This window comes from Kineosporia sp. NBRC 101731, from assembly GCF_030269305.1.
GTDB lineage: Bacteria > Actinomycetota > Actinomycetes > Actinomycetales > Kineosporiaceae > Kineosporia.
Genome location: NZ_BSTC01000001.1, coordinates 1,331,673 through 1,347,465, shown reverse-complemented (window position 1 = coordinate 1,347,465; position 15,793 = coordinate 1,331,673). Strand labels below are relative to the sequence as shown.

Genomic DNA, 15,793 nt, shown 5'->3' with positions numbered 1-15,793 from the left:
GCCGGGACAGGCCGGGTGTGACCTGCGTCCCGATCCGGTCCGGTACGTGGCCGGGATGCCCGGCTAGGCTCGCTGGGGTTCCGAGCAGTCCGACGAGGGAGCGCGCGATGTCCGACCCGGTATCGGTGGACGAGGTGGACGGGACGGTCGAGACCGGCGAGAGAGTCGGGACCGTCGAGACAGGGCACCCCGACATCCACACGACCGCCGGAAAACTGGCCGACTTCCACCGCCGCATCGACGAGGCCGTGCACGCCGGTTCCGAACGGGCCGTCGAGAAGCAGCACGCCAAGGGCAAGCAGACCGCCCGCGAGCGCCTGCTCGCGCTGCTGGACGAGGGCTCCTTCGTGGAGCTCGACGAACTGGCCCGACACCGGTCGACGGCGTTCGGGGTGGATCGCAAACGACCCTACGGCGACGGGGTGATCACCGGGTACGGCACGATTGAGGGTCGTCAGGTGTGCGTGTTCAGCCAGGACGTCACGGTCTACGGCGGCTCGCTGGGGGAGGTCTACGGCGAGAAGATCGTCAAGATCCAGCAGATGGCCGTGCGCACCGGGGTGCCGCTGATCGGCATCAACGAGGGTGGCGGCGCGCGGATCCAGGAGGGCGTGGTCTCTCTCGGCCTGTACGGCCAGATCTTCGCCCAGCACGTGAAGGCCTCCGGGGTGATCCCGCAGATCTCGCTGATCATGGGCGCGGCGGCGGGCGGGCACGTGTACGGCCCGGCACTGACCGACTTCGTGGTGATGGTCGACCAGACCTCGCACATGTTCATCACCGGCCCCGACGTGATCCGCACCGTCACCGGTGAGGAGGTCACGTTCGAGGAGCTCGGCGGGGCCCGCACCCACAACACGCTCTCCGGCAACGCGCACTACCTGGGTACCGACGAGGCGGACGCGCTGGAGTACGTGCGCTCGCTGGTCTCGTACCTGCCGGACAACAACCTCTCCGACTCTCCCGTGGCCGCCTTCGAGGCCGATCTGGAGCCCGACCCCTGGCTGGACACGTTCGTCCCGGACTCGGCGAACCAGCCCTACGACATGCACGCGGTGATCGAGCACCTGCTGGACGAGGGCGAGTTCCTCGAGGTGCACGCGCTGTTCGCGCCGAACATCATCGTCGGGTTCGGGCGCGTCGAGGGCGCACCGGTCGGGGTGGTGGCCAACCAGCCGATGCAGTTCGCGGGTTGTCTGGACATCAACGCCTCGGAGAAGGCCGCGCGGTTCGTGCGCACCTGCGACGCGTTCAACATCCCGGTGCTCACGCTCGTCGACGTGCCGGGTTTCCTGCCGGGCACCGATCAGGAGTGGAACGGCATCATCCGGCGCGGGGCCAAGCTGATCTACGCCTACGCCGAGGCCACCGTGCCACTGGTCACGGTGATCACCCGCAAGGCCTACGGCGGTGCCTACGACGTGATGGGTTCCAAGCACCTGGGCGCCGACCTCAACCTGGCCTGGCCGACCGCGCAGATTGCCGTGATGGGGGCGCAGGGGGCGGTGAACATCCTCTACCGCAACGAGATCAAGCAGGTGATGAGCTCCGGCGGCGACGTCGAGGCGGCCCGTCAGGCGTTCGTCACCGAGTACGAGGACACCCTGGCCAACCCCTACGTCGCGGCCGAGCGGGGCTACATCGACGCGGTGATCCAGCCGGCCCGCACCCGCGAGCACATCGTGCGGGCGCTGCGGGCCCTGCGCACCAAACGCGAGCAGTCGCTGCCGAAGAAGCACGGCAACATCCCGCTGTGAGGACCTTTCATGCCTGAGGACGAAGCAACTGACCGGCCGCTGTTGCGTCTGGTTCGCGGGGACGCGACCGAGGAGGAAGTTGCCGCGCTGCTCGCAGTGATCGGGGCGGTGGGAAGCTCCGGCGACGCCCCGGAACCGCGCGCCCGGCCGGCTTCGAGCTGGACCGATCGAGCCTCGCTGACGCGACACCCGTTGTCACCCGGGCCCGGTGCCTGGCGGGCGTCGGGCCGGACTCGCTGACCGGCGCAGCACTTCCACTCTCCAGCCGTCCAAGCCCCTGGAACCCCGGCGCTCCAGACCACCGAATCTCCGAACCGCCGGATCACCCGGCTTCTGCGCCCCGGCTCCCCAGCACCCCCGGTTCCCCAGCACCCCCGGTTCCCCAGCACCCCCGGTTCCCCAGCACCCCCGGTTCCCCAGCACCCCCGGTTCCCCAGCACCCCCAGCACCCCGGCCCTTCAGCGCACCGACACACCGGGCACACCAGACACCCTCGGCACCCCGCGCAATGTGTACACCTGGTACATCCGGTACCCGATGTACCAGGTGTACACATTGCGTTCCTCACCTCAGCCAAACCCTCCGGTGATTCCATCGGGGAGAGGTCGGCACGGTCCGGATTTCGTCCACCCCCAGTTGCCCAGTTGCCCGTCCGCCCGTTACCCCCAGCAGCCCGGCAACCCAGCGGCCCGGCCACCGGCAGGCGGCAGAAGGCAGCCAGCGGGCGGCAGGCGGCAGAAGGCAGGCGGACCGCGCCGAGCAGGACCGGCCCGGGGTACGTCACGGGGCGCCGGGCGCCGGGCCGGCCGGGTGACTGCTTCACTTGTCCGCCGTGAGCACTCATATCCCTCTGACCCTCGCCTCCGCCTCCCCCGCGCGACTGGCCACCCTGCGCGCCGCCGGGATCGATCCCGCCGTGCGGGTCTCGGACGTCGATGAACCGGCCGTGCTGGCCCGCACCGGCATCACCGAGCCGGAAGACGTCGCGCTTCTCCTGGCCAAGGAGAAGGCCGAGGACGTCGCCCGCACGGTGGAGAAGGAATTCTTCGACCACGACGAGGCCGGCGAGGACGACGAGGCTCCCGAGCCCGGCCTGGTGCTCGGGTGCGACTCGGTGCTGGACCTGGACGGTGTCGCCCTGGGCAAGCCCGCCGACGCGCAGGACGCGGTGCGGCGCTGGAAGGAGATGCGCGGGCGCAGCGGACGGCTGTGCACCGGGCACTGGCTGATCGATCTGCGCGACCCGGAGGACGGCGGCACCGGCGGCACGCTCGGCGCGGTCTCGATCACCACCGTGCACTTCGCCAAGGTCACCGACGAGGAGATCGAGGCCTACGTGGCCACCGGCGAGCCGCTGGCCGTGGCGGGTGCCTTCACCGTGGACGGGATCGGCGGGGCCTTCATCAGCGGGATCGAGGGCGATCATCACGGCGTGGTCGGGCTGTCGCTGCCGCTGCTGCGCGACCTGACGACGGAACTTGGCGTGGCCTGGCCGTCGCTCTGGACAGGCAAGTAACAGAAAGTGTCCACGTTTCGCAGGTGACACCGGCTGGTGGCATATATCTGTTTCGGTTGCCGGGCCTGCGATCACCCTTAAGACTGGTTCACATGGGCTTGACCAGGCCAGGCCGGCACCGCCCGACGCCCCCGACCGAAACGAGCGAATTGCCCCGCATTGACCTTGAACCCACAGGTCAGAGCGCGGACCAGAACATCCGGGCAGCTCTCGCGGGCCGACCGGACATGGCCGGTGCCGCGATCGTCCCCCGACCCTCACCCCCGGTCCTCGCACCCCCGTGCCCGACTGACACCGATGTCACCGAGAGCAACCAGGTGCACGAAGAGGAGGAGTTTTCCGCCGATCCCGTGACCGACGGGGCCAGCCGGACCGGCGACACCGGTGCGAGCGGCGAGCCGGGTGCACCGGACGGGCGCCGGTTGTCCGTGCTGTTCACCCTCCAGGTGACCGCCCTGCTCGCCGTGGTCGTCGCCGCCTGCGCCGTCCTCGTGACGGTGTCGCAGGGGGTGTCGCACACCTCGCGCATCGGGGCGGGCATCGCGCTGGCCTGTCTGGTCGCGGCCGGGTTCCGGGCCCGCGCCCTGTGGGCGGGTGCCCCACGGTCTCAGCCCGGCCGGCCCGATCACCCCGATCAGCCGGATCAGCCCGGCCAGGACGACACCGACACCCTCACCGGCCTGGCCAGCCGGCGAGCCCTGGCCCAGGCGCTGGCCGCGCCCGGGTCGGACACCAGGTCGATGTTGCTGGTCGACCTGGACAACTTCCGCGACGTCAACGAGGCCCTCGGGCACGAGACCGGCGACCGGCTGCTGACGGCGGTGGGGGCCCGGCTGCGCTCCTGCCTGCGGCCCGGGCAGATGCTGGCCCGGCTGGGTAGCGACGAGTTCGCCGTTCTGCTTCCGGGGGCCGGGCCGGACGAGGCCCAGCGCATCGCGAACCGTCTGCAGGCCTGCTTGCACGAACCGTTCGACGTGTGCGGGTCGCGGCTGCACATGGCGGCGAGCATCGGTATCGCGACCAGCACGTCCCCGCTCCCGCCCGAGCGGTCCGACCTGTTGCGCCGGGCCGACGTGGCGCTGCACCACGCCCGCCGTGACCGCACCGGGCAAGCCCGGTACGACCCGAGCGACGACGACGGCGGCGAGCGGCTGCGCCGCACCGGTGAGCTGCGTCTGGCCCTGACCCGCGGCGACATCGAGGTGCACCTGCAGCCCCAGGTCGATCTGGGGAGCGGGCGCATCGTGGGCGCCGAGGCCCTGGCCCGCTGGCGTCACCCGCGCGACGGGGTGCTGCTGCCCGCGGTCTTCCTTCCCCTGACCGAGCGCACCGGGCTGGGCCGGCCGATGGCCGCGCTCGTTCTCGACCAGGCCCTGGCCGCCTGCGCCTCGTGGTGGCGGGAGGGCCACCAGGTGCCGGTGAGCGTGAACCTGAGCGCCGACGACCTGCGGGACGAGGAACTGTCCGGCCGGATCGGGGCGGCCCTGCGACAGCATTCACTGCCCCCGGCCGCGCTGCGGGTGGAGATCACCGAGCAGTCGCTGCTCACCGACCCGGAGGCGGCGTCCGTGCTGCTGCGCCGCTGGCGCCAGGACGGCATCTCGGTCTCGATCGACGACTTCGGCACCGGCTACTCGTCGCTGTCGTACCTCCGGCAGCTGCCGATGGACGAGGTGAAGCTCGACCAGGCGTTCGTGGCGGACCTGGCCCGGGAATCGACCGCCACGATCGTGCAGCACACCATCGCGATGGCCCACGGGCTGAAGGCCCGGGTGGTGGCCGAGGGCATCGAGGACGGCCCGACCGCCCGCCGGCTGACCGACCTCGGTTGCGACACCGGGCAGGGCCTGTTCTACGGGGGTGCGGTGACCGCCCCGGAGTTCCTCGAGCGGTTACGCACCGTACCCACGTGGTCCACAGATCGCGCATCCTGACCCTGACCCACGGCTCCTTGGGATAAGTTGTCGAATCATGGACGGCCGCCCCCCGGAACGTGGATCACGCCGCGGGCCGGAGAGCGGCGCCGCACCGAAGACCCCGAAGACGCGTCGCGAGTTGCGTGCGGAGCGTGAGGCCGCCGAGCGCGCCCAGACCGCGAGCAGTGGACTGCCGCTACGTCCCCAGCCGGTGGACCGCTCTCCCGGCACCAACCCCACCGCACGCCAGAAGGCCCCGGCCCCCTGGGACGTCCCCGAGCCGGAGGAAGCGCCGAGTCGCCGGCCGGAGCGCCCCGAGCGCGGGCCCCTGGCCGAACGGTTCCCGGCCCGTCCCACCCCGCTGGGCGGCGTGGGCGGTATGGATCTGGGCCCGGCCGGCGATGCCTTGACACGTCCTCCCGCCCGCCGCGACCCGGACGACTTCGACGCGCACGACAGCGCACGCTTCGACGCTCACGACGACGACCACGAGCCGCACCGCGCCGCCGACCCCCGCCGGCGTCGCCGGGTGGGCCTCTGGCTGACCGCGGTCGCCCTGCTCCTGGCGCTGTGGACGGCCACGGTGTTCGTCGACTCGCTCTCGCCGTTCGTCTCCGCCCCGTCGGCCCTGGCGCCGCTGGTGACGATCTGCGCGCTGCCGGTGATCGCGATCGGGGTGGGTGGCAAGCACTTCATCTCGACCGGCATCGCGGCGCTGGCCGCGCTGCTGCCCTGGGCGATGGTGGCGGGCTACGCCTCGTCCCGGGACCTGCCGGCCGGAACGACGGACACCGTGCGGGTGATGACGGTGGACGGCAACCACGGTCGGGCGAGCGCCTCGGACGTGGTGGGCGCGGCGACCGACTACTCGGCGGACGTGGTGATCGTCACCGGCCTGAGCACCACCCTGGCCCACGAGCTGACGGTGTCGGGCCTGAGCCGGAACACGCCGCCGGTGTGGATGCACGTGTCCGGCGATCAGACCGACGGCATCGGGATCTGGAGCCGGCTGACCATCTCCGGCCTCGCCGAGGCGCAGGAGTACGACTCACCCGTCGCCACCGGGGTGCTCGAGGTCAACAAGGCCCGGGTCGGCCTGACCGTGGCCCAGCTGTCAGGGAGCCCGCTGCGGCCGGGCCCGGGCTGGCGGGCCGACCTGACCCGGCTCTCGCAGCAGCGGGTAGAGGGCGCCACGAGCGGATCGTTCCTGGTGGGCAGCCTCAACGTGGCCCCCTGGCAGCCGGGGTTCCGGATGCTCGAGAAGGCCGGCTGGGAAGACGCGGCCGACATCACCGGCAAGGGTCTGCGGCCCACGTGGCCCTCGTGGTCACCGCTGCCGATCACCCCGGCCGACCATGTGCTGGTCGACGAGAAGCTCGGCGTGGGCTCGACCGCGACGGCCACCATCGGGGGCAGTTCGCACCGGGCGATCGTGGCGGCGCTGGAGGTGCCGGCGGGCTGATCGGCCCACCGGCACTCCGCGATGTCCCGGGACGGCTGATCAGCTGCGGCCGGCTTCTTTCAGCTGGGCCTCGTACTGGGTGCGGACCTCGTCCATGTCCAGGTCGCGCACCTGACGCAGGATGTCGGTCAGGGCAGCCTCGGGAAGGGCGCCGGGCTGACCGAACACCGGGATGCCGTCGCGGTAGACCACCAGCGTCGGGATCGAGGTCACGCCGTACTGAGCGGCGAGTTCCTGCTGGTCCTCGGTGTCCACCTTGGCGAACTTGGCGTCCTCGTTCGTTTCCGACGCCTTCTCGAAGACGGGGGCGAACTGGCGGCACGGACCGCACCAGGAGGCCCAGAAGTCGATCAGGACAATGCCGTCCTTGACCGTTTCGTCGTGGTTCTGCTGGGTCATCGTCATAGTAGCCACGGTTGGTCAACCGACTTCCCCGCGGCACTGTTCCCGGGAGGGCCGTCCAGAGGACGACTGTCACCTTCAACGTGTCCGGAGCCACTTCCCGAGGGGTCCGGGAGAGCGGTACCGGCGATACTCTCCGATGCCGAGAGGGAGTCGACGAGGGAGCCGAGATGACGACGCCGTCCCCGGAACCGGGCACCCCCCGGTCCATCAGCAAGGTCCTGATCGCCAACCGGGGTGAGATCGCGGTGCGGATCGCGCGCGCCTGCCGGGACGCCGGTATCGCCTCGGTGGCCGTGTACGCCGAGCCCGACCGGGACGCCCTGCACGTCACCGTGGCCGACGAAGCCTACTCACTGGACGGCACCACCGCCGCGCAGTCGTACCTCGTCGTGGACAAACTGCTCGACGTCGCCGCCCGCTCCGGGGCCGATGCGGTGCATCCGGGTTACGGGTTCCTGGCCGAGAACGCCGACTTCGCCGCCGCCGTCATCGCCGCCGGGCTGACTTGGATCGGCCCGCCCCCCTCGGCGATCGACGTGCTGGGTGACAAGGTCAAGGCCCGCCACATCGCTCAGCGGGCGGGAGCACCTCTGGTGCCGGGCACGAGGGATCCGGTGCAGACGGCGGACGAGGTGGTCACCTTCGCCCGTGAGCACGGGCTCCCGGTGGCGATCAAAGCCGCTTTCGGTGGTGGTGGGCGGGGCTTGAAGGTGGCCCGGACGCTGGAGGAGATCCCGGAGCTGTTCGAGTCCGCGACCCGTGAGGCGGTGGCCGCGTTCGGGCGGGGTGAGTGTTTCGTGGAGCGGTTCCTGGATCGTCCGCGGCACGTGGAGACGCAGTGCCTGGCCGATGCCCACGGGCACGTGGTGGTCGTCTCCACCCGGGACTGCTCGTTGCAGCGCCGTAACCAGAAACTGGTCGAGGAGGCACCCGCCCCGTTCCTGACCCACGACCAGACCGCCGAGCTGTACCGGGCGTCGAAGGCCATCCTGACCGAGGCCGGATACGTCGGCGCCGGCACCTGTGAATTCCTGATCGGCCCGGACGGCACGATCTCGTTCCTGGAGGTCAACACCCGCCTGCAGGTCGAGCACCCGGTCTCCGAAGAGGTCACCGGGATCGACCTGGTGCGTGAGCAGCTGCGGGTCGCGGCCGGGGAGCCGCTGGGCTACGACGACCCGCCGGTGCGCGGGCATGCGATCGAGTTCCGGATCAACGGTGAGGACGCGGGGCGCAACTTCCTGCCCCAGCCGGGCACCGTGGTGGTGTTCGAGCCTCCGTCCGGGCCGGGTGTGCGCCTGGACTCGGGTGTGGTGGCGGGTTCGGTGATCGGTGGCGGGTTCGACTCGATGCTGGCCAAGCTGATCGTCACCGGTGCCACCCGCCGTCAGGCGCTGGAACGGGCCCGTCGGGCGCTGGGCGAGTTCGTGGTCGAGGGCCTGCCGACGGTGCTGCCGTTCCATCGGGCGGTCGTGGCGGACCCGGCCTTCACCAGCGAGCCGTTCACGGTGCACACCCGCTGGATCGAGACCGAGTTCGACAACACCATCCCGTCCTGGACCGGGCCGGCCGGTGAGGAGACCCCGGAGGAACCGCGCGAACGCGTCGTGGTCGAGGTCGGCGGCAAGCGCCTGGAAGTGATCCTGCCGGCCGGGCTGGGCGGGTCGGGCGGGTCGGGAACCGCCCGGACCGCCGAGAAGAAGGCTCCCCGCCGCACCCGGAGCCGGGCTGCGGCCGCCGTCAGTGGTGATGCCCTGACCTCACCGATGCAGGGCACGATCGTCAAGGTCGCCGTCGAGGAGGGGCAGCACCTGGAGGCGGGCGACCTGGTCGTGGTGCTCGAGGCGATGAAGATGGAACAGCCCCTCACCGCCCACAAGGCCGGCACGGTGACCGCCCTGACCGCCCAGATCGGCCTGACCGTGACGTCCGGCGCGCTGATCTGCGAAGTGAAGGACTGAACCGAAGGGCTGACCGGCGCCTGAGGGCGCCGGTCAGCCCGGACGTCCACCGTTGAGAGCGGTCGGGACCTCAGAGCCGCCGGACGACCTCGGCGAGCATCGAGCCCACGCGCTCGGCGGCGGCCTTGCCCTCGGCCAGCACCTCGGCGTGGCTGAGCGGCTGGCCGGTGATGCCCGCGCCGAAGTTCGTCACCAGCGAGATGCCGAGGATCTCCAGGCCGGCCTCGCGGGCCGCGATGGCCTCCAGAGCCGTGGACATGCCGACCAGGTCGGCGCCGAGCCGCCCGGCCATGCGCACCTCGGCCGGGGTCTCGTACTGCGGGCCACGGAACTGCGCGTAGACGCCCTCGGGCAGATCGGGCTGCACCTGGCGGCAGATCTCCCGCAGCCGGGACGAGTACAGGTCGGTGAGGTCGACGAAGGTGGCGCCCTCGAGCGGGGACGCACCGGTCAGGTTGATGTGGTCGCTGATCAGAACCGGGGTTCCGGGCGGCCATTCGGGGTTCAGGCCGCCACAGCCATTGGTCAGCACCACCATCGAGCAGCCGGCCGCCGCCGCGGTGCGCACCCCGTGGGCCACGGCGCGCACGCCCTTGCCCTCGTAGTAGTGCGTGCGGCTGCCGAGGATCAGGGCGTGCTTGGGCTCGCCCTGCGAGTTGATCCGCACCGAGCGCAGCTGGCCCACGTGACCGGGCACGCCGGAGACCGAGAAGCCCGGGATCTCGGTGGCCGGCACCTGCGCCACGGTCTCACCCAGAAGGTCGGCGGCAGGGGCCCAGCCGGAGCCCAGAACCAGGGCCACGTCGTGCTTATCGACGCCTGTCAGCTCGGCGAGGCGCTGGGCGGCCGCCGCGGCCAGCTCAGTCGGGGAGTCGGTCGGGGAAAGGTCAGTCATCGAAGGCTCACAGCTCGTTCGGGGGAAGGTGCTCAGGGGTGTCACTCGACACGCACGGGCTGGTGCGCAGGTGGTGGACGTAGTCGCTGGGCGCGCCGCCGGCCTCGGCCGCGTCGCCCAGCATGCCCAGGTAGTGGGCCGCGGGCAGGCCACCCTCGTAGGCGTCCAGCACGTGTACCCAGGCCACCGCGTCGCCGTCCAGGGTCTGCACCCGGACGTGGATCTTCCGGGACTGCCCGGTGGCCAGTCCCTCCCACTCGTCCAGCGCCTGCTCGTCCCCGGAGGTGACGTCGTAGAGACTGACGTAGACCTGCGCGGCCGGGTCCTCCACCAGCGTCGCCAGGGCACCGTCCACAGCGTTGGGGACCTGGGCGAATGTGAGGCGCCAGCCGCTGATCCACCCGAACCCGCGCAACGGCGAGTGGGGCGCCCGCAGCGCCATCCGCTCGGGGTCGAGGTTCGCGCCGTAGGCGGCGTAGAGATCCATGAGGGACAGAGTAGGGATTCACCGGTGCTGACGTGCAAACGCCTGGTGTGACAACTGGGACTCGTTGTCGTCAGCTGGTCGTCAGCGGCCTGCCCGGGCGTGCCGCGCGGCCCTGGTGCGGGACAATGAGCCGGTGAGCGTGAAGAGCAGGATTGTCATCGTCGGCGGCGGGCCCGGCGGGTACGAGGCCGCGCTGGTGGCGTCCCAGCTCGGCGCCGACGTCACGGTGGTCGAGGAGAACGGCCCGGGAGGTGCGGCGGTCCTCACCGACGTGGTGCCGAGCAAGACCCTCATCGCCACCGCCGAGGTGCTGGCCACCGTCGGCAGCTCCGGCGAACTCGGCATCCACGGCCTCGGCCGGGTACGGGCCGACCTGGGCGAGGTCAACCGCCGCGTGAAGAAGCTGGCCCAGGCGCAGTCCCGCGACATCACGCGGCGCCTGGAGGCCGAAGGGGTGCGCATCGTCGAGGGCCGCGGTGTGCTCGAGGGCCCCGGACGGGTGAAGGTCGGCGAGCAGATCGTCGAGGCCGACACCCTGCTGATCGCCACCGGCGCCAGCCCCCGGGAACTGCCGGACGCCCGGCCCGACGGTGAGCGCGTGCTGAACTGGACCCAGCTCTACGACCTGGAAGAACTGCCGGAGAAGCTGATCGTGGTCGGCTCCGGGGTGACCGGGGCCGAGTTCGCCAGCGCCTATCACGCGCTCGGCGCCCAGGTCGCGCTGGTGTCCAGCCGCGACCGGGTACTGCCGGGCGAGGACGCGGATGCCGCCGAGGTGCTGGAAGACGTGTTCCGGCGCGGTGGCATGGAGGTGCTGTCCCGTTCGCGCGCGCAAAGCGTCAAACGGACGGACGCGGGCGTCGTGGTCACGCTGTCCGACGGACGCACGGTCGAGGGCTCGCACTGCCTGATGGCGGTCGGCGCGGTGCCGAACACCTCCGGCCTGGGGCTTGCGGAGGCCGGGATCACGGTCTCGGAGTCCGGGCACATCGGGGTCGACCGGGTCTCCCGCACCAGCGCGCGCGGTGTCTACGCGGCGGGCGACTGCACCGGGGTGTTCCCGCTGGCCTCGGTCGCGGCCATGCAGGGCCGCAAGGCGATGTGGCACGCGCTGGGCGACGCGGTGTCCCCGCTGGAGCTGCGGCTGGTGAGTTCCAACGTGTTCACCTCCCCCGAGATCGCCACCGTCGGGGTGACCCAGGCCCAGGTCGACGCCGGGCTGGAGGCCGTCTCGGTGAAGCTGCCGCTGGCCACCAACGCCCGGGCCAAGATGCAGGGCATCCACGACGGTTTCGTGAAGCTGTTCGCCTCGCCCTCGGGCCGGGTGCTCGGCGGCACGGTGGTGGCACCGCGCGCGTCCGAGTTGATTCATCCCATCACGCTGGCGGTCTCGGCCCGGCTCACGGTCGACGAGGTGGCCTCCGTGTTCACCGTGTACCCGTCGATCTCGGGCTCGGTGGCCGAGGCGGCGCGACAGCTGCACATCGGGTAGCCGCAGGCAGACTCCGGTGACGACCAGGTAAGTTCTGGGTGTGGACGAAACCGAGCTCGCGGGTCTGGTAGACCGCGCGACCCATTGGCGGGACGCGGACCCCGATCCCCGTACCCGGCGCGAGGTGGACCGGCTGATCGAGCTGGTCACCTCCGGCGATTCCACCGTCTCCGGTGAAGCGGTCGATGATCTCGTACAACGCTTCTCCGGCTCCCTCCAGTTCGGCACCGCGGGCTTGCGCGGCGCACTGGGCGCGGGGCCGAACCGGATGAACCGTGCAGTCGTCATCCGCGCCGCGGCCGGCATCGCCGGCCATCTGCACCAGGCCCTCGCAACGGTGGGCGCCGACGGTGAGCAGCCCCGGGTGGTGGTGGGGTACGACGCCCGCCACGACTCCGACGTGTTCGCCCGGGACACCTGCGCGGTGCTGACCGCGGCGGGGTGTGTGGCCCAGTTGCTGCCCGGCCCGCTGCCGACACCGGTGCTGGCGTTCGCGTTGCGCCATCTGCACGCCGACGCCGGGATCATGGTCACGGCGAGCCACAACCCGCCGCAGGACAATGGTTACAAGGTGTACCTGGGTGGGCGGGCCGACTCCTCCCCCGGCAGTGGCGCCCAGATCGTCCCCCCGATGGACGACCTGATCGCCCACCAGATCGCGGCCGCGCCGCCGGCCATCGACGTGCCGATGGCGACCGATGGCTGGGAACCGATCGGCCCGTCGATCGTGGACGAGTACCTCGCCTCGGTCGGCGCCGTGCTCACACCGGGCAGCGCCCGCGAGATCAGTATCGTGCTGACCCCGCTGCACGGTGTCGGCGGGGACACGGCGGTGCGGGCCTTCGCGGCCGCGGGTTTCCCGGCCCCCTACGTGGTCGAGCAGCAGGCGCAGCCCGACCCGGACTTCCCCACCGTGAGTTTTCCCAACCCGGAAGAGCCCGGTGCACTCGACCTGGCGCTGGCCGCCGCCCGTGAGCGCGGCGCCGATCTGGTGATCGCCAACGACCCGGACGCGGACCGCTGCGCCGTGGCGGTACCGGTGCCGGAGGGCGACTGGCGCATGCTGCGCGGTGACGAGGTCGGGGCCCTACTCGGTGACTACCTGCTGGTCCGGGGCGTCCGGGGCGTGGTGGCCAGCTCGATCGTGTCGTCGCAGCTGCTCTCCCGCGTCGCGGCGGCCCACGGCGTGCCGCACACCGAGACCCTGACCGGTTTCAAGTGGCTGGCCCGGGTTCCCGAGCTGTCCTACGCCTACGAGGAGGCGCTGGGTTACTGCGTCTCCCCCGGTGCCGTGCGCGACAAGGACGGCATCAGCGCGGCCCTGCTGATCGCCGAGTACGCGGCCCAGCTACGGGCCCAGGGGCGCACCCTGCTCGATGCCCTGAACGATCTGGCCACGCGGCACGGTCTGCACGCCACCGACCAGTTCTCGGTGCGGGTGGACGATCTGGCGCAGATCTCGAGCATGCTCGATCGCATCACCCAGCGGCCGCCGGCGAATCTCGGTGGCAGCCCGGTGAAATCGGCCGAAGATCTGTCCGAGGGGGTGGACGGGCTGCCCGGCACGCCCGGTCTGCGCTACCGCACGACCAACGGCGACCGGGTGATCGTGCGCCCGAGCGGTACCGAACCGAAGCTGAAGTGCTATCTGGAAGTAGTGATTCCGGTGGAGAACGGCTCGGTCGACCGGGCCCGGGAGGCGGCCGCGGACCGACTGGCCCGCATCACCGCCGACGTGTCCCACGCGCTGGGCATCAGCTAGATCAGCCGGGTCGCCGGAAACCGCCGTCCCGGAACGACAACTGAGCGGCCGCAGACCTCTCGCCCTCCTGGGGCGAGGGGCCTGCCTTCATCAGCTGGGTGGGCCGGCTCGCCGAGTCGGTCAGGTCGGTCAGGTCGGTCGTGTCGGTCGGATCGGTGTCCTGAGCGAAACCGGCCTTCTCCACGACGCTGTCGATGTAGTAGTCGTCCGGCGCGATCGACTGGGCGGTCTCGAGCAGCCGCTTCGCCTCGGCGGGACGCAGCTGCAGCAGGCGGATGCTGGCCAATGATGCGAAAGCCCGCCCGGCCCGCGGGAACCGGGCCACGTACTCCTCGAGGTCACCCTCGGCGGCGTTCGGGTCGTTCAGCGCCAGGTTGACCTCGGCCCGCAGGTAGGTGATGTGGTCGTCCTCGGAGTCGATCTCGACGCGACGCAGCGCGGTGTCGAGACCCATCTGGTCGTGGCCGCTCTCGTTGAGGGCGAAGGCCAGGTCACGGACGATGGACGAGTCTTCCGGGTGCAGCTGCATCGCCCGGCGCAGCAGCGGCACGGCCAGGTCGTAGCGTTCGCGCAGGTGGAACAGGCGGCCGAAACGAGCCGGGGCGCCGTCGATATCGGGGTAGTGCTCGATGAAGCGCAGGGCACTCTCGACCGCCTCGTCGGTGTCCCCGGCGTCGAGGTCGACGATGATCAGGGCCTCCACGGCCAGGTCGTCGTCGGGGTGCATCTCCAGGTAGGTGGCCAGGTCGAGCCGGGCGTCCTCGGGGTCGCCCAGCACCTGCTGGCACTTGCCCCGGACGTACCACATCCGGTTGTCGGCGGGGTTCAGCTCGAGCGAGCGGGTGGCGTGCGGCAGTGCCTCGGCCTCGCGGTCGAGCATCCACAGCGCCCGGGCCAGACGGCCGTGCTGCGCGCCGTCGTCCGGATCGGCCGAGAGCGCCTGCCGCAGGTAGGGAACGCACTCGTCGTAGCGGTGACGGGTGAACAGCCATTGCCCCATCAGCCCGGCGATGCCTGCCCTTTCCTGCGCGGGCATGGTCACCGCGGCCAGGCTGCAGTCACGCCAGGCCTGGTCGAAGGCTTCGTCGTCGTGTTCCTTCAGCTGCAGCAGGATCGCCGCACGCTGCAGCAGAGCCTGCGGGTGGGCCATCACCGCCGCGGTGTCGGGCTTGGGGCCGAGGGCCTCGTCGAGCAGTTCGAGCGCCTCGGCCAGGGCCTCGCGACTACCGGTGCCGTGATGCACCCGGTAGATCGCGTCGGCCAGCATCAGCCCGGTCTCGTTGCGGGGCGCCCCCATGGCCCGGGCCTTGCGCAGCAGTTCGGCGCCGCGGGCGTACCGGCCCTCGGCGAGCACCACCTCGATCTCACCCTCGAGCCGGCGCAGCTCGCGCATCGACTCCAGGTTGGTGCGGCCGGCCAGGTAGTCGGGGCTCAGGGTGGGCATGCGCGAGGCCACGGCGGTCTTGAAGCGGGGCCAGGAGAACAGCTCGACCCCCTCCGGGCCGGGCTCCAGCACCTGATCGGTCATCACCAGCGAGGGAGGCACCTCACCCTTGGCCTCGCGCACCCCCGCGCCCTCGACCACACCGATCCGGGTGCGCCCGGTCTCCAGCACCGGCGCCTTCAGCTGCCCGCCGACGAGCATCGGGAAGGCTTCGGAGACGAGCATCTTCGCGTGGACGTCACCGTCCAGCCGGGCCCCGCCGGACGGGCCCGCTCCGGCGAAAACCTCGGAAACCCGCAGATCGCCGTGCACCACGAGCTCCAGCCCGCTGATCACCACGTTGCGGGCCTTCAGGTCGCCGAGTACGTACAGGCTCATCCCGTTGTTCGTCCGCGGATGCTGCACGGCCGTGTTGACCAGGAGGTTCCCGGCGATGATCAGGCCGTGCACATCCGGCTCGGGACGCGTGAAGGCAGCAGACACCGCCTCGACGCCGGCATGGGGGTCGAGGTCGAGTTCGTCCATCTCGACATCGCCGACCAGGAGCAGCAACGAGAGCGCCGGGTTGGACGCCAGCAACCGGGCCATCATGGTCCGGCGCAGGTCATAGCGCCCCACCGCGTCCGCGGCGAGCACGCGCCGGGAGCCCGGGAAGCGGGCCGGCCGGTACGCCACCGCTCAGTCCTCCTTCGAGCT

12 protein-coding genes are annotated in these 15,793 nt (G+C 71.3%); 8 read left to right on the top strand and 4 right to left on the bottom strand.

All coding sequences use genetic code 11. The annotated features are described in order from the left end of the window. The first annotated feature begins 107 nt into the window (after window positions 1–107). The 5 genes from QSK05_RS05965 (at window position 108) to QSK05_RS05945 (ending at window position 6,651) form a co-directional block, all read left to right on the top strand. Entirely contained in the window at window positions 108–1,757 is a 1,650-nt protein-coding gene (locus QSK05_RS05965; protein WP_285594696.1) for an acyl-CoA carboxylase subunit beta, read from the top strand. Between the two features lie 9 nt (window positions 1,758–1,766). After that, a complete protein-coding gene (locus QSK05_RS05960) occupies window positions 1,767–1,997 on the top strand; it encodes an acyl-CoA carboxylase subunit epsilon (protein ID WP_285594694.1) in 231 nt (76 codons plus the stop codon). Between the two features lie 592 nt (window positions 1,998–2,589). Then, a complete protein-coding gene (locus QSK05_RS05955) occupies window positions 2,590–3,273 on the top strand; it encodes a Maf family protein (RefSeq protein WP_285594692.1) in 684 nt (227 codons plus the stop codon). 317 nt (window positions 3,274–3,590) lie between these two features. Then, window positions 3,591–5,207: a putative bifunctional diguanylate cyclase/phosphodiesterase gene (locus QSK05_RS05950; RefSeq protein WP_285594690.1), complete on the top strand. Its 1,617-nt coding sequence runs from the start codon at window positions 3,591–3,593 to the stop codon at window positions 5,205–5,207. Between the two features lie 37 nt (window positions 5,208–5,244). Then, window positions 5,245–6,651 carry an endonuclease/exonuclease/phosphatase family protein gene (locus QSK05_RS05945; RefSeq protein WP_285594689.1) on the top strand — a complete coding sequence of 469 codons (1,407 nt, stop codon included), beginning with the start codon at window positions 5,245–5,247 and terminating at the stop codon, window positions 6,649–6,651. A 39-nt stretch (window positions 6,652–6,690) separates the two neighbouring features. Here the strand turns inward: QSK05_RS05945 and trxA are convergent, their stop codons facing one another. Then, window positions 6,691–7,065, bottom strand: coding sequence for a thioredoxin (gene trxA / locus QSK05_RS05940; RefSeq protein WP_352300057.1), 375 nt, complete (start codon window positions 7,063–7,065; stop codon window positions 6,691–6,693). 158 nt (window positions 7,066–7,223) lie between these two features. On the opposite strand from trxA, the gene QSK05_RS05935 reads away from it, so the two are divergent. Further along, window positions 7,224–9,017 (top strand): acetyl/propionyl/methylcrotonyl-CoA carboxylase subunit alpha, encoded by a 1,794-nt coding sequence (locus QSK05_RS05935; protein ID WP_285594686.1) that lies wholly within the window; start codon window positions 7,224–7,226, stop codon window positions 9,015–9,017. Between the two features lie 70 nt (window positions 9,018–9,087). Here QSK05_RS05935 and QSK05_RS05930 read toward each other — a convergent pair whose 3' ends face one another. After that, window positions 9,088–9,912 (bottom strand): purine-nucleoside phosphorylase, encoded by an 825-nt coding sequence (locus tag QSK05_RS05930; RefSeq protein WP_285594685.1) that lies wholly within the window; start codon window positions 9,910–9,912, stop codon window positions 9,088–9,090. Between the two features lie 7 nt (window positions 9,913–9,919). Then, complete coding sequence (locus tag QSK05_RS05925; protein WP_285594684.1) at window positions 9,920–10,399, bottom strand: gamma-glutamylcyclotransferase family protein; 480 nt, start codon at window positions 10,397–10,399, stop codon at window positions 9,920–9,922. Window positions 10,400–10,532: 133 nt separating this feature from the next. Between QSK05_RS05925 and QSK05_RS05920 the strand changes: the two genes are divergently transcribed. Together QSK05_RS05920 and QSK05_RS05915 are read left to right on the top strand one after the other, a co-directional pair. Next, window positions 10,533–11,891, top strand: coding sequence for an NAD(P)H-quinone dehydrogenase (locus tag QSK05_RS05920; RefSeq protein ID WP_352300053.1), 1,359 nt, complete (start codon window positions 10,533–10,535; stop codon window positions 11,889–11,891). Between the two features lie 40 nt (window positions 11,892–11,931). Beyond that, window positions 11,932–13,653, top strand: a complete 1,722-nt coding sequence (locus tag QSK05_RS05915; protein ID WP_285594682.1) for a phospho-sugar mutase — start codon at window positions 11,932–11,934, stop codon at window positions 13,651–13,653. Between the two features lies 1 nt (window position 13,654). Here QSK05_RS05915 and QSK05_RS05910 read toward each other — a convergent pair whose 3' ends face one another. Beyond that, the gene (locus tag QSK05_RS05910; RefSeq protein ID WP_285594681.1) at window positions 13,655–15,772 is read right to left on the bottom strand and encodes a tetratricopeptide repeat protein; all 2,118 of its coding nucleotides are present in this window, start codon (window positions 15,770–15,772) and stop codon (window positions 13,655–13,657) included. Between the last annotated feature and the right edge of the window lie 21 nt (window positions 15,773–15,793).